15 protein-coding genes are annotated in these 12,470 nt (G+C 72.0%); 9 read left to right on the plus strand and 6 right to left on the minus strand.

What is annotated here, in order from left to right; translation table 11 throughout:
- Nucleotides 1-42 precede the first annotated feature (42 nt).
- Nucleotides 43-573 (minus strand): DUF5134 domain-containing protein, encoded by a 531-nt coding sequence (locus ABT296_RS00705; protein WP_351922169.1) that lies wholly within the window; start codon nt 571-573, stop codon nt 43-45.
- Between the two features lie 170 nt (nt 574-743).
- Here ABT296_RS00705 and ABT296_RS00710 point away from each other — a divergent pair, with 170 nt between their 5' ends.
- Nucleotides 744-2,444, plus strand: coding sequence for an FUSC family protein (locus ABT296_RS00710; protein WP_351922170.1), 1,701 nt, complete (start codon nt 744-746; stop codon nt 2,442-2,444).
- Complete coding sequence (locus tag ABT296_RS00715; protein WP_351922171.1) at nt 2,441-2,980, plus strand: MarR family winged helix-turn-helix transcriptional regulator; 540 nt, start codon at nt 2,441-2,443, stop codon at nt 2,978-2,980. The genes ABT296_RS00710 and ABT296_RS00715 overlap by 4 nt, the downstream gene beginning before the upstream one ends.
- Nucleotides 2,981-2,986: 6 nt before the next feature.
- Here the strand turns inward: ABT296_RS00715 and ABT296_RS00720 are convergent, their stop codons facing one another.
- Together ABT296_RS00720 and ABT296_RS00725 are read right to left on the minus strand one after the other, a co-directional pair.
- Entirely contained in the window at nt 2,987-3,754 is a 768-nt protein-coding gene (locus ABT296_RS00720; RefSeq protein ID WP_351922172.1) for a VOC family protein, read from the minus strand.
- Nucleotides 3,755-3,862: 108 nt separating this feature from the next.
- Entirely contained in the window at nt 3,863-4,255 is a 393-nt protein-coding gene (locus ABT296_RS00725; protein ID WP_351922173.1) for a VOC family protein, read from the minus strand.
- Between the two features lie 71 nt (nt 4,256-4,326).
- Here ABT296_RS00725 and ABT296_RS00730 point away from each other — a divergent pair, with 71 nt between their 5' ends.
- A complete protein-coding gene (locus ABT296_RS00730) occupies nt 4,327-4,863 on the plus strand; it encodes a GNAT family N-acetyltransferase (protein ID WP_351922174.1) in 537 nt (178 codons plus the stop codon).
- A gap of 3 nt (nt 4,864-4,866) precedes the next feature.
- Here ABT296_RS00730 and ABT296_RS00735 read toward each other — a convergent pair whose 3' ends face one another.
- Nucleotides 4,867-5,550 (minus strand): glycerophosphodiester phosphodiesterase, encoded by a 684-nt coding sequence (locus ABT296_RS00735; protein WP_351922175.1) that lies wholly within the window; start codon nt 5,548-5,550, stop codon nt 4,867-4,869.
- 360 nt (nt 5,551-5,910) lie between these two features.
- On the opposite strand from ABT296_RS00735, the gene ABT296_RS00740 reads away from it, so the two are divergent.
- The 5 genes from ABT296_RS00740 to ABT296_RS00760 all read left to right on the plus strand — a co-directional run bounded on the left by ABT296_RS00740 (nt 5,911) and on the right by ABT296_RS00760 (nt 10,514).
- Nucleotides 5,911-7,308, plus strand: coding sequence for a DUF6421 family protein (locus ABT296_RS00740; RefSeq protein ID WP_351922176.1), 1,398 nt, complete (start codon nt 5,911-5,913; stop codon nt 7,306-7,308).
- A gap of 35 nt (nt 7,309-7,343) precedes the next feature.
- Nucleotides 7,344-8,096: an SDR family NAD(P)-dependent oxidoreductase gene (locus tag ABT296_RS00745; protein WP_351922177.1), complete on the plus strand. Its 753-nt coding sequence runs from the start codon at nt 7,344-7,346 to the stop codon at nt 8,094-8,096.
- Complete coding sequence (locus ABT296_RS00750; RefSeq protein WP_351922178.1) at nt 8,093-9,163, plus strand: threonine aldolase family protein; 1,071 nt, start codon at nt 8,093-8,095, stop codon at nt 9,161-9,163. The genes ABT296_RS00745 and ABT296_RS00750 overlap by 4 nt, the downstream gene beginning before the upstream one ends.
- A gap of 75 nt (nt 9,164-9,238) precedes the next feature.
- On the plus strand, nt 9,239-9,811 hold the full coding sequence (locus ABT296_RS00755; RefSeq protein ID WP_351922179.1) for a transglutaminase-like domain-containing protein: 573 nt from the start codon (nt 9,239-9,241) through the stop codon (nt 9,809-9,811).
- Nucleotides 9,812-9,824: 13 nt separating this feature from the next.
- Nucleotides 9,825-10,514, plus strand: a complete 690-nt coding sequence (locus ABT296_RS00760) for a B3/B4 domain-containing protein (RefSeq protein WP_351922180.1) — start codon at nt 9,825-9,827, stop codon at nt 10,512-10,514.
- Between the two features lie 38 nt (nt 10,515-10,552).
- Here ABT296_RS00760 and ABT296_RS00765 read toward each other — a convergent pair whose 3' ends face one another.
- Both ABT296_RS00765 and ABT296_RS00770 read right to left on the minus strand, forming a co-directional pair.
- Nucleotides 10,553-11,281, minus strand: a complete 729-nt coding sequence (locus ABT296_RS00765) for a lysophospholipid acyltransferase family protein (protein WP_351922181.1) — start codon at nt 11,279-11,281, stop codon at nt 10,553-10,555.
- A 184-nt stretch (nt 11,282-11,465) separates the two neighbouring features.
- The gene (locus tag ABT296_RS00770; RefSeq protein ID WP_351922182.1) at nt 11,466-11,882 is read right to left on the minus strand and encodes a DUF4395 domain-containing protein; all 417 of its coding nucleotides are present in this window, start codon (nt 11,880-11,882) and stop codon (nt 11,466-11,468) included.
- 76 nt (nt 11,883-11,958) lie between these two features.
- Between ABT296_RS00770 and ABT296_RS00775 the strand changes: the two genes are divergently transcribed.
- Nucleotides 11,959-12,372 carry a TlpA family protein disulfide reductase gene (locus ABT296_RS00775; protein ID WP_351922405.1) on the plus strand — a complete coding sequence of 138 codons (414 nt, stop codon included), beginning with the start codon at nt 11,959-11,961 and terminating at the stop codon, nt 12,370-12,372.
- The last annotated feature ends 98 nt before the right edge of the window (nt 12,373-12,470 follow it).

Raw genomic sequence — 12,470 nt, forward strand, 5'->3', positions numbered from 1 at the left:
GGGGTACGGGCCGCGGCGGCAAAGTGACACAGGCCACGGGGCTCACACGGTCAGCAGCATCGCGACCATCGCGATGCCCATCGACAGCCGGCACGCCCGCGCCAACTCCGGCCGGTCGCCCAGCCGTACGGCGCCGCCGCCCGCGGCCACCGGGACCAGCCGGACGCCGGTCACCAGCACGTAACCGGTGAAGTAGAGCAGGAGCGTCCCGGTCAGGAGGGGGACGCCGGAGGTGCCGTGGTGGCCGGGGGAGGAGGACATCGCGACCGCCATGTAGACCATCGCGCAGGCGCCGACGAGATGGTGCAGATGGTGGGCGCTGGCCCGGGCCGCCCACAGGGCGTGCAGGGCCGCCGCGCCGAACACCGCCGCGTACCCGGGCCAGGCCCAGGACGGCGGGGTGAACACGGCGGCCGGTACGGCCATCACGGCCATGCCGAAGCCCATCAGCGCCTCGCCGCCCGCGGCCCGGCGCTGTTCCTCGACGCCGCTGCGCATCCGCAGCAGACAGTAGGCGCCGGTCGCCGCGCACAACGCGACCAGCAGCCAGCCGGGCGAAGCCGGTAGATGCACACGTCCTCCCCGCTGGGCGCCGCCGGGCGGTCCCCCGTTGGTCGCACGGAGACTGCCCGGGACACGCGGCGCGCACGCGAGCGCAAGGGTGTACACGGGGAGCATTCACGGGAGCACGACAGGTCGGCGCATATCTTTTACGAGTAAAACACCTGCTAAGGTTATGAGTCATGAGCAGTGCGACCCCCTCCCGACGTCTTCCGCTGGCCGGCGCGCTGCGCCTCGGCCGCCCCTCGGAGATCTGGTTCAAGCCCGCCCTGAGCGTGATCGTCGCGGTCGCCCCGCCCAACCTGACCCTCCTCGCCCTCGGCCGCCTCGACCTGGCCATGTACACGATGGCCGGATCGCTGTGCGCCCTCTACGCCCACAACCGCCCCTACGCCGCACGGGCCCGCACCCTCGCCCTGGTCGTCGCCGGGATGCTCGCCGGGCTCGCCGTGGCGCTGGTCGCCGCCTCGCTCACCGGCAGCGCCGTCGTCCTGGTGGCCGTCGGGGCGCTGGTCGCCGCGGTCCAGAAGGCGCTGTGCGACGCCACCCGCGTCGGCCCGCCCGGAAACGTCGTCCTCACCTTCATCAGCTCCGCCGCCCTCTTCGTGCCGCAGACCCTCGCCCAGGTCCCCGGCCATCTGGCGCTCGCCGCGGCGGCCGGCGTCTGGGCCTGGGCCGTCGGCATGGCCCCCGGCCTGCTCCGCCCGCACGGCCCGGAGCGCCGGGCCACCGCCGCCGCCCTGAACGCGGCCGCCGCGTACGCCGCCGCCCACCGCCCCGGGGACGGCGCCGCCGAGCCCACACCCGGCCGCCCCAGGGCCGCCGCCGAGCACACCCTCGGCCGCGCCCGGGCCGCCGTCGCCCTCCACACCGCCTGGCAGACCCTGCTCTCCGCCGGGCGCCGCTCGGCCACCCGGCGCGCCCTGGAACGGCTCCTCGTCCGCGCCGAGGTCGCCCTCGCCGCCCCCGCCGACGCCGACCCCGAGCGGCTGCGCGACTGGGCCCGCGCGCTGCGCGGCACCGGCGCCGTCCCGAGCACCGGCGCCGCCGTCCCGGACACCGAAGGGCTCCCCGGCCGGAGCGCCACCACCCCGGCCGCCCCCGAGCGGCAGCCCCTGTGGCCCCGGCTCCGCCCCCTGGCCCCGCTCGCCGCCCGCACCGCCCTCGGCTGCGCCCTCGCCGGATACGCCTCCCTCGCCCTCGGCATCGGCCGCCCCTACTGGGCGCTCGTCACCGCCGCCGCCCTGTACCAGGCCAACCTCACCCTGACCTGGAGCCGCGGCGTCCAGCGCGTCGTCGGCAACCTCGCGGGCGTCCTGTTCTTCGCCGCCCTCGCCCCGCTGGCCCACCTCGGCCCGGCCGCCCTCGTCCTGTGCTGCCTCGCCCTGAACTTCGGCGCCGAGGCCCTGATCGGCCGCAACTACTGGCTCGGCAGCGTCTGCGTGACCCCGATGGCGCTCCTGATCACCGAGTTCACCGGCTTCCAGGAACCCGGCACCCTCATCACCGAACGCGTCGTCGACACCCTGGTCGGCGCCCTCGTCGGCCTCGCCGCGGCCCTCCTCGTCGCCGACCGCGGCGCCGGTGACCGCGTCGAAGGGGCACTCGCCGGCCTGGAACACGCCCGGGAGCGCGCCGTCCGGCTGCTCGCCGAACCGCGTCCGGCGCCCGCCGCCGTGGACGCCGCCCACCGGTCCCTGACCGCCGCCCTGGTCGACCTGCGCGCCGTCTTCGACACCGCCTGCGGCGAACGGGTGCGGCGCGCCCTGCCCGCGGACCGGGTGGTGCTCGCCGAGCACGCCGGACACCGTACGCTCGCGGCGACCACCCGGCACCGGGCCGCACGCCCGGACCACCGCACCACGGAGGGCGTACGACCATGACGGCATCACCGGCGGGAGGCGCACGCGGCGGGCGGGACGACACGGTCGCCGCGGTCGTCCGGCAGTGGCGGGCCGTCCACCCCGACCTGGACACCGGGCCCATGGAGATCATCGGCCGGGTCAACCGCTGCGCCGCACTCCTCCAGCAGGCCGAGGACGCGCCGCTGCGCCGGGCCGGACTCAGCCGCCCCGAGTTCGACCTGCTCGGCGCGCTGCGCCGCACCGGCCATGAGCTGACGCCCGGCGAACTGGCCCGCGAGACCTTCTCCTCGGGCGCCGCGGTCACCAAACGCCTCAAGCAGCTCACCGAGCGCGGCCTGGTGGAGCGCCGGGGCGACGACCGCGACCGCCGCGTCACCCACGTCCGCCTCACCGAGGCGGGACGGACCCTGGTCGACGGCATCCTGCCCGAGCAACTGGCCTACGAGACGGCCGTCCTGTCCGACCTCGACACCCCCGGGCAGACCCAACTCGCCGCGCTGCTGGGCGAGTTGCTGATGCGTCTGGAGGGCCGGGCGGGAACCCTGCGGGTGTGAGGCCGCTCAGTCCTGGTAGTCCGCGGCGCGGTGGACGCCGAACATGGCGCCCTGCGGGTCCCGCAGCACCGCGATGCGCGGGCCCTCGGGGACCGAGGTCGGCTCCATGAGCACGGTGCCCTCCGCCTCGGTGGCGGTGGCCGCGGCGGCGTCGACGTCCGCCACGGCGAAGTACGGCAGCCAGTGCGCGGGCACCTCGGGCGGGAACTTCTCGTCCATCGCCACCATGCCGCCGAAGTCGGCGCCGTCCAGGCCCCACTGGGTGTAGTGCTCGGAGGCGTCGACGCTCCAGCCGAACAGCGCCCGGTAGAAGACCACGGCCCGCTCGGGGGCGCGGGTCATCAGCTCCACCCAGCCGAGCGCGCCCGGCACGTTGAACAGGCCCGCGCCGGGGAAGGCGCGGGCCTGCCACAGCTGGAACGCCGCCCCGCCCGGGTCGAGGACCACGGCGAAGCGGCCCATGTCGAAGACGTCCATCGGCCCGACCAGCACCGTCGCCCCCGTCGCCTCCGCCTTCCCGGCGGTGGCGTCGGCGTCGGCGACCAGGAAGGACACGTTCCAGGCGACGGGCTGCGACTCCTGGTACAGCGGGCTCAGCGCGGCCACCGCGGCGTCGCCGAGGTGGGCCACGGTGTAGCCGCCCGCCTCCTGTCGCGGGTCGGTCTCGCCGCGCCACCCGAAGAGGTGGCCGTAGAACCGCCGTGCGGCCTCGAGATCGCTGGTTCCCAGCTCGGCCCAGCAGGGCCCGCCGATCACCGGCCGGTCGACCTTCATGGCGCCCCTTCCGACAGCACGGCCCCCACCAGCACGCTAAGGCCCCCGTCCGCACCGGGCCAACGGAGCCGCGACCGGCCCGGTGCGACTGCCACGGGCGGAGAGCGGCTAGATGCCCGGCCGGTACCGCAGCGGATGGTCCTCGGGCGTCTCCACGAGCGCGATGCGGGTGCCGTCCGGGTCCTCGATCCACATCTCGACCAGCCCCCACGGCTCGCGCACCGGCGGGCGGACGATCTCGACGCCCTTGGCCAGCAGTTCCTCGTGCGCCGCGGCCGCGTCGGCCACCTGGAGCCAGAGCTGGAGCGCGGGGGAGGGCGGTGCCGTCGCCCGGCCGGAGACCTCCAGGAAGCCGCCGCCGAGGAAGTACACGGTGCCGCGCTCGACGCCGGTACCGAACTCGCGCTGGATCGCGAGCCCCAGCTGACCGCCGTAGAAGGCGCGGGAACGGTCGGGGTCCACGGGGTGGAGCAGGATTCTGCTGCTCAGTACATGCACCATGATCCCGGAGGGTAGTGGCAGCGGGTTACGCTCGTCCCTGCCCGTGCCGTGCGAGACAGGAGACGCGACCGATGGGGACCGCCGCCGCAGTGACCTTCCGTGACGCGACCGACGCCGACGTCGACGCCCTGGTCGACCTGGTCGAGTCGGCGTACCGGGGCGACTCCAGCCGGACGGGCTGGACCACCGAGGCGGACATCCTTGAGGGGCAGCGCACCGACCGGCAGGGCGTACTGGAGGTCATCGCCACCCCCGACAGCCGGCTGCTCGTGGTCGAGCGGGACGGCCGTGTCGTCGCCTGCTGCCATGTCGAGCACCGCGGCTCCCACGCCTACTTCGGCATGTTCGCGGTCAGCCCCGACCTCCAGGGCGCGGGGCTGGGCAAGGTCGTCCTCGCCGAGGCGGAACGCGTCGCCCGGGAGGGCTGGGGCGCCACCGAGATGCACATGACGGTGATCTCCGTGCGCGAGGACCTCATCGACTTCTACGTGCGCCGCGGCTATCGCCGTACGGGCCGGATGACCCCCTTCCCGTACGGCGACGAGCGCTTCGGCGTCCCGCAGCGCGACGACCTCCGGTTCGAGCTGCTCACCAAGGAACTCGGCTGACCATCAGGCGGTGAAGCGGCCGGTGCGCTTGATCTCCGGGAGGTCGGTGGTCGCCCCGTCCAGCTCCAGGGCGCGGACGAGGCGCAGGTGCTCCTGGGTGTTCACCACCCAGCCGATGATCCTCAGATCCGCCGCGCGGGCCGCCTCGACCACCTCCAGGGTGATCCGGCGGATGTTCAGGCAGACCGTACGGGCGCCCACCGCCACGGCCCGGTCCACGATGTCGGTGCCGTAGCGGCTGCCGATCAGCGCGGTCCGCACGCCCGGCACCAGGCGGGCGATCTCGGCGACGGCCTCGTCGTGGAACGACGACACCTCCACCCGGGAGACGAGGTCCCGCCGGAGCATCACCTCGGCCAGCGCCCGTGCCGCGGCCACGTCCTTGATCTCCGCCTGCAACGGCGCCGTCACGGCGTCCAGGACCTCCTCGAAGACCGGTACCCGCTCGCCCCGGCCGGCGTCCAGGGCGCGCAGCTCCGCGAGGGTCTTCTCGGCGATCGGGCCGTTGCCGTCGGTCGTGCGGTCCACGTCGGTGTCGTGCATGACGACCAGGTGGCCGTCCTTGCTCAGGTGCAGATCGAGTTCGATGAGGTCGAGGCCGGCCTGCTGGGCGGCGACGAAGGATCGGAGGGTGTTCTCGGGCTCGACACCCATGACTCCGCGGTGACCGATGGTGAGGAAGTTCAAGGTTCGACTCGCTTCCGTCGACGGCGGCTCGGCACGCGCCCGACCCGGAACGGCACGTTCGCGTGACAGTGCCGCAGCCTAACCGCCGGGGAGGCGGATGAAACCCGTGCGTACGCCGGGGATCGGCCCCGTGGACGGCGGGATCCGGCCGGTGCTCACCCGGCCGTGGGCACATCGCGCCGCGATTGACCGATCGGAGCATTGCGCCTACCCCGGAAGAGTGCAGCCATCCCGTCAGACAGGAAAAACTTCGGTGACGATGGGGGGTGCGCAGGATATTTTCCCGGGCTTCCTCTTGCTGAGGTAAAGCTCCTACGCGTACGGTGGCCTTACGCGAGGTTCTCCCGTGGAGGATGGGACATGACGGAAATTCTTGTGCAGTCGGGTACGGAGATGCAGGTTTCTCCTGTGGCCAGGGTGGTGGAGCACCCGGCATGGCCCGTGCTCAAGGATGCCGTGGAGCAGATCCGGCCATGGCAGTCCAAGGACGGGTCGATCGACTTCGTGGCCGAGGGCGCACCCGCCCGGGCGGACGCCGAGGCCGCCGTACGGCGTGTCGTCGAGGCCGTCGAGGAGCTCTCCCCGCTGCTGCCGCACGACGCCGACTACCACAAGGCCCTGGTGCAGGACCTGAACCGCTGGGCCGACGGCGGCTTCGAGGTACCGGACTTCCTGGACTCGCTGCTGGCCTTCCAGCCCGCCGCCAACCGCGCCGACGGCCTCCAGCACCTGGTCGTCTTTCCGATGTACACGCAGAACGGCAACCCCGACCGCAACCTCGAAGCGGTCGTGCTGCGCATGGTCTGGCCCGACTGGCTGGCCGAACTGGAGCGCACCCGCTACGACAACCCGCTGTTCTGCGGCATCAAGTTCGAGGACTTCACGGCCGGGTACGACACCAACTCCGCCGTGCTCTTCCCCGAGACGATCGCCGTGCGCGAGGCGCCCGAGCGCTTCACCTGGGGCGGCATCTTCTGCGACCGCGAGGCCGCCCGCTTCCGCCGGGTCACCGAGGCCTCCGTCGACACCCTGGGTCTGGAGCTGCCCGAGGACATCGCCGCGATGGTCCACGACCAGAAGCGCTGCGAGGAGGCCTTCGTCCTGTGGGACATGGTCCACGACCGCACCCACAGCCACGGCGACCTGCCGTTCGACCCCTTCATGATCAAGCAGCGCCAGCCGTTCTGGATGTACGGCCTGGAGGAGCTGCGCTGCGACCTCACCGCCTTCAAGGAGGCCGTGAAGCTGGAGGCCGAAGGCGTCCCGCAGGCCCGCGACGTGCAGTACGCCGTGCTCTTCGACCGGATGTTCCGCTTCCCGCTCACCGGCGACCGCAACCGCAACTACGACGGCCTCGGCGGCCAGCTGCTCTTCGCCTACCTGCACAAGCACGACGTCGTCCGCTGGACCGACAACAAGCTGTTCATCGACTGGCAGCGCGCCCCGCAGGTCACCAACCAGCTCTGCGCCGACATCGAGAAGCTGTACCGCGACGGCATCGACCGCCCCAAGCTGGTCCACTGGTTCGCCGGGTACGAGCTGGTCTCCGGCTTCCTCTCCCCGCACCCCGGCTCCAAGTGGGCCAAGGGTCCCGACGCCCTGGACCTGACCCAGCCGCCGCGCAAGCTCGTCGATGACGTGCTTCCCGACGAGTTTCCGCTGAGCATGTTCTATGAGGCCCTGTCCAAGAAGCTCAAGAACGTGATCGCCTCCACCAAGGGCATCACGGCGGACAGCGCCGAGCGGGTCGCCGCGTGAGCGACCGTGCCGAGGACCTGGCTCAGGAGGGCAAGATGGCAAACGGGAACGGGACGCTCAACGGTGCGGTGATCGCGGTGGCGGGCGCGGGCGGGCCCGCCGGACGGGCGGCCCTGCTGCGGCTGGCCGAGGCCGGCGCGACCGTCGTGGGCTCGGACAACGACCCGGAGCGCCTCGCGGCGGCCGTGGACGCGGCCAGCTACGCGCACGGCGGCGCCACCGTCGTCGGCGACACGGTCGACCTGCTCGACCTGGACTCCACCCGCGACTGGGCCACCCGCATCGAGAAGGACTTCGGCCGGGTCGACGGCCTCGTCCACCTCGTGGGCGGCTGGCGCGGCAGCGAGACCTTCACCAAGACCAGCCTCGACGACTGGGACTTCCTGGAACTGCTGCTCATCCGCACCGTGCAGCACACCACCCTCGCCTTCCACGAGGCGCTCCAGCGCAGCGACCGGGGCCGGTACGTCCTGATCAGCGCGGCGGGCGCCAGCAACCCGACCGCCGGCAACGCCGCCTACGCCGCCGGCAAGGCGGCGGCCGAGGCGTGGACGCTCGCCATGGCCGACTACTTCAAGAAGGCCGGGGGCGAGCAGGGGCCCACGTCGGCGGCTGCCATCCTGGTGGTGAAGGCGTTGGTGCACCAGGCGATGCGTGCCGACCGCCCCCACGCGAAGTTCGCGGGCTTCACCGACGTCGACGACCTCGCCGAGGCCATCGCCGGCGTCTGGGACAAGCCCGCCGCCGAAGTGAACGGACAGCGTCTGTGGCTCACCGAGAAGCCGTGAACCCCCCGAAGACCGATGCGCGTCGCCATCACGACCCGGAGCTCCGCGGTTTCGCCAGCGACAACTACGCCGGCGTCCACCCGGAGATCCTCGCCGCGCTGGCCCTGGCCAACGGCGGCCACCAGGTCGCCTACGGCGAGGACGACTACACGGAGAACCTCCAGGGGATCATCCGCACTCACTTCGGTCCCACGGCCGAGGCGTTCCCGGTCTTCAACGGCACCGGCGCCAACGTCGTCGCGCTCCAGGCGGTCACCGACCGCTGGGGCGCGGTGATCTGCGCCGAGAGCGCGCACATCAACGTCGACGAGGGCGGTGCGCCCGAGCGGATGGGCGGCCTGAAGCTGCTCACCGTGCCCACCCCGGACGGCAAGCTCACCCCCGAGCTGATCGACCGGCAGGCATGGGGCTGGGAGGACGAGCACCGGGCGATGCCCCAGGTCGTCTCGATCACCCAGAGCACCGAGCTGGGCACGCTCTACACGCCCGACGAGATCCGCGCCATCTGCGACCACGCCCACGCGCGCGGCATGAAGGTGCACCTCGACGGCTCCCGGATAGCCAACGCGGCGGCCTCGCTGAACGTCCCCATGCGGACCTTCACCAACGCCGTCGGCGTCGACATCCTCTCCCTGGGCGGCACCAAGAACGGCGCCCTGTTCGGCGAGGCGGTCGTGGTGATCAACCCGGACGCGGTCAGCCACATGAAGCACCTGCGCAAGCTGTCCATGCAGCTCGCCTCCAAGATGCGCTTCGTGTCGGTGCAGTTGGAGGCGCTGCTCGCCAAGGACCTGTGGCTGCGCAACGCCCGGCACGCCAACGAGATGGCGCAGCGGCTCGCCGAAGGCGTCCGCGCGGTGCACGGCGTCGAGATCCTTCACCCGGTGCAGGCCAACGGTGTCTTCGCCAAGCTCCCCAACGAGGTGAGCGAGCGCCTGCAGAAGCGCTTCCGCTTCTACTTCTGGGACGAGAACGAGGGTGTCGTGCGCTGGATGTGCTCCTTCGACACCACCGAGGACGACGTGGACGCCTTCCTGGCGGCACTGAAGGAGGAGATGGCGCACTAGCCCTCTCTGCATAGGTATGCGGTCACCCGAAAAAGCATTGACTCTCGGGTGATCGCTTTCCTATGCTCGGCAGCCATGGAGCTCAAGCAGGAAACCCCCGACCTCTCCGCCTACTTGGCCGCTGACGAGGCTGTCGACCATGAACATCCGGTGGTCCGGCGGACCGCCGCCCGGCTCGCCGAACAGGCCGAGGACTCGTATGCCTATGCGCGGCTGGCCTTCGAGTACGTGCGCGACGAGATCCCGCACTCCCACGACTCGGGGGATCCGCGGGTGACCTGGCGCGCCTCCGACGTACTGGAGCAGCGCACCGGCATCTGCTACGCCAAGTCCCACGCGCTGGCGGCCCTGTTGCGGGCCGAGGACATCCCCACGGCGCTGTGCTACCAGAAGTTCGACGTGGTGCACGGCCTGGTCGCCGTCCGGTTCCGGGGGGCGTGGCACCGGCAGGACCCCCGGGGCAACAAGCCCGGAGTGGATGCCCAGTTCTCCCTGGACGGCGAGCGGCTGGCCTTCCCCGTCGACCCGCGGTCCAATGAGCTGGACTACCCGGTCCTGTACGCTAAACCGCACCCGGCAGCCCTCGGCGCCCTCCGGAGCGCGACCGACCTGCCGCACCTGTGGCAGATCCTTCCGACCGCACTCTGAGGCAAGGCGCACCATGACCCTCACGCCGACCGTGTCCGACGAGGTGCGGGCCCTGGCCCCCGGCTTCGCCCACATCGCCGTCGAAGCCCACGGACTCGTCAACGGGCCCAGCACCGAGGGCAGTTCCGCGCTCCTCGACGACGCGGCCCGCCGCCTCGCCGAGCGCCTGGAAGGGCGGGCCCCGCACGAGGATCCGCACATGGCCGCCTGGCGGGAGGTGTACACGGCGTTCGGGTCCAAGCCCTCGCGTACCCGCAACTCCGCGGAGGCGCTGGCCAAGCGGGCCCTGTCGGGCGCCGGTCTGCCCCGGATCAACCTGCTCGTCGACCTCTACAACGCCGTCAGCGTGGCCCACTTGATCCCGGTCGGCGGTGAGGACCTCGACCGGATCGAGGGCGGCATGCGGCTGATCAGGGCCACCGGCGAGGAGCCCTTCGTGACCGTCGCCGACGGCGCCGAGGTGGTCGAACACCCCGACGCCGGCGAGGTGGTGTGGTGCGACGGGGCGGGCGTGACCTGCCGCCGCTGGAACTGGCGCCAGGGCCCCCGCACCCGCCTCACCGAGGAGACGGTCTCGGCGATCTTCCTGCTGGAGAGCCTGGCGCCGATGCCGCTCGCCGAGGTGGAGCGAGCGGCGGACGAACTCGTCGCCCTGCTGGAGAAGTTCAGCCCCGGGGCGCGGGTCGGGGTGCGCCCGTCGTAGCCGCTCGGCCCGGCGTCGCCCTCAGCCCGTGGTGGCCCTCAGCGGGCCTCGGCCTCGCGGACCTGCTCCGGCGTGGGCGCCGTACCCCCGAGGTGCGCGGGCATCCACCAGGTGTCGTTCGCGTCCTTAGGGCGTACCGGGTAGGCGCGCTGGGCGGCCTCCAGCAGCTCCTGGACGCGCCCGCGCAGCTGGCGGGTGATGGCGCCCGCGTACTTGTCCTTGGACGCCTCGACGGCCTCGCCGACCCGGATGGTCACCGGGATGTGGCTGCGCTTGAAGTTGCGCGGATGCCCCTTGGTCCACAGGCGCTGGGTACCCCAGACCGCCATCGGGATCAGCGGGACGCCGGCCTCCTGGGCGAGCCGGGCGGCACCCGACTTGAAGCTCTTCAGGGTGAACGACTGCGAGATCGTGGCCTCCGGGAAGACGCCCACGATCTCGCCGGACCGCAGCGACTCCAGCGCGTGCTGGTAGGCCGCCTCACCCTGCTTGCGGTCGACCGGGATGTGCTTCATCCCGCGCATCAGCGGACCGGAGATCCGGTGCCGGAAAACGGACTCCTTCGCCATGAAGCGCACCAGGCGCTTCTGCGGGAGCGCGGCCAGGCCGTTGAAGACGAAGTCCAGGTAGCTGATGTGATTGCTCACCAGCACGGCACCGCCCGAGCGCGGGATGTTCTCCGACCCCTTGCAGTCGATCTTGAGGTCCCATGCCTTGAACAGGGTGACGGCGAGACCGACGACGGGACGGTAGACAAGCTCTGCCATGGACGGGGTGGACCCTTCCTTCTCTGCCTGGGAAGGTTTCCCGGCGGGAAAGCTACGCAGCCGTAGGTTTACGGCATCTCGCAGATCGTGCCCCAAGAACGAGCGGGGAGCCAGCCCTGGTGCCGGTGCGGGGCGAGATCCTCGTCACGTCATCCCGTGATCCACCTCGGGTTTTATCGTCCTCTTACTCCGCGCGAACCGTAACGCGCCGTATCAGGAGGTACATCTCGCACCCCAGGCAGTAGCCGAACACGGCGTTGAGGAAGGCGGCCGCGAGCGCCGCCCCGGTGGCGCCGAGTCCGAGCCACTCGGGCCCGACGGTGTAACCCACCAGTCCCAGGCCCGCGAAGAGCAGACCCACGGCCTGCGCGAACCTCGGCGGTTCCGGCGACTCGAAGGCGACGGGCGGCCCCAGCCGCGGCCGAACCAGTGTGCGGAACAGCCATCCGTACGGGCTTCTGCCCACCCCGCCGGCCGTGCCCAGCGCGAACGCCAGCGTCTGCCAGGCCAGCAGCCAGGCGTTCCCGGTGACCAGAACGGCCGCCAGCACCGCGCTCGTCACGGCGGCCCCGAAACGGGGGCCTCTCACGTCGATGTCCATGAATCAAGCATTCCGCAGGCCCGGGAGATCCCGGAAGGCGGGAATCTTTGCGGTCTGATGAATGCTTGTGCAGGTGATGAGCGGACTGGTGGTGTGCGTGGCGGTGCTCGCGGCGGCGAGCCTGTACGGCGTGCTGCAACGGCGGCGGAACGGGAGGGTGCGGGTGCGCGGGCGGGACGAGGGGAAGCGGCTGGGGCCGGACGAACTGGGCGGACCGCTCGGTGAGCGGGCCACCCTCGTGCAGTTCTCCAGCGCCTTCTGCGCACCCTGCCGGGCGACCCGGCGGGTCCTGGGTGAGGTGGCCGCGATGGTGCCCGGTGTGGCACACGTCGAGATCGACGCCGAGGACCGGCTGGAACTGGTGCGGGAGTTGGAGATCCTCAAGACGCCCACGGTCCTGGTGCTCGATGCCGAGGGGCGCGTGGTGCGGCGGGCCACCGGACAGCCCCGCAGGGCGGACGTGATCGCGGCCCTCGGCGAGGCCGTGTGAGAGGCGCCGACCCGACAGTGAGTCATCTCCCACATCGCCGCACGTACTTGACTGTACGGACCACCTATCGTCAGTCTGACGGGATGTCCCCCGCGCGA

Source organism: Streptomyces sp. NPDC000983 (assembly GCF_040299205.1).
Classification (GTDB): Bacteria; Actinomycetota; Actinomycetes; order Streptomycetales; family Streptomycetaceae; genus Streptomyces.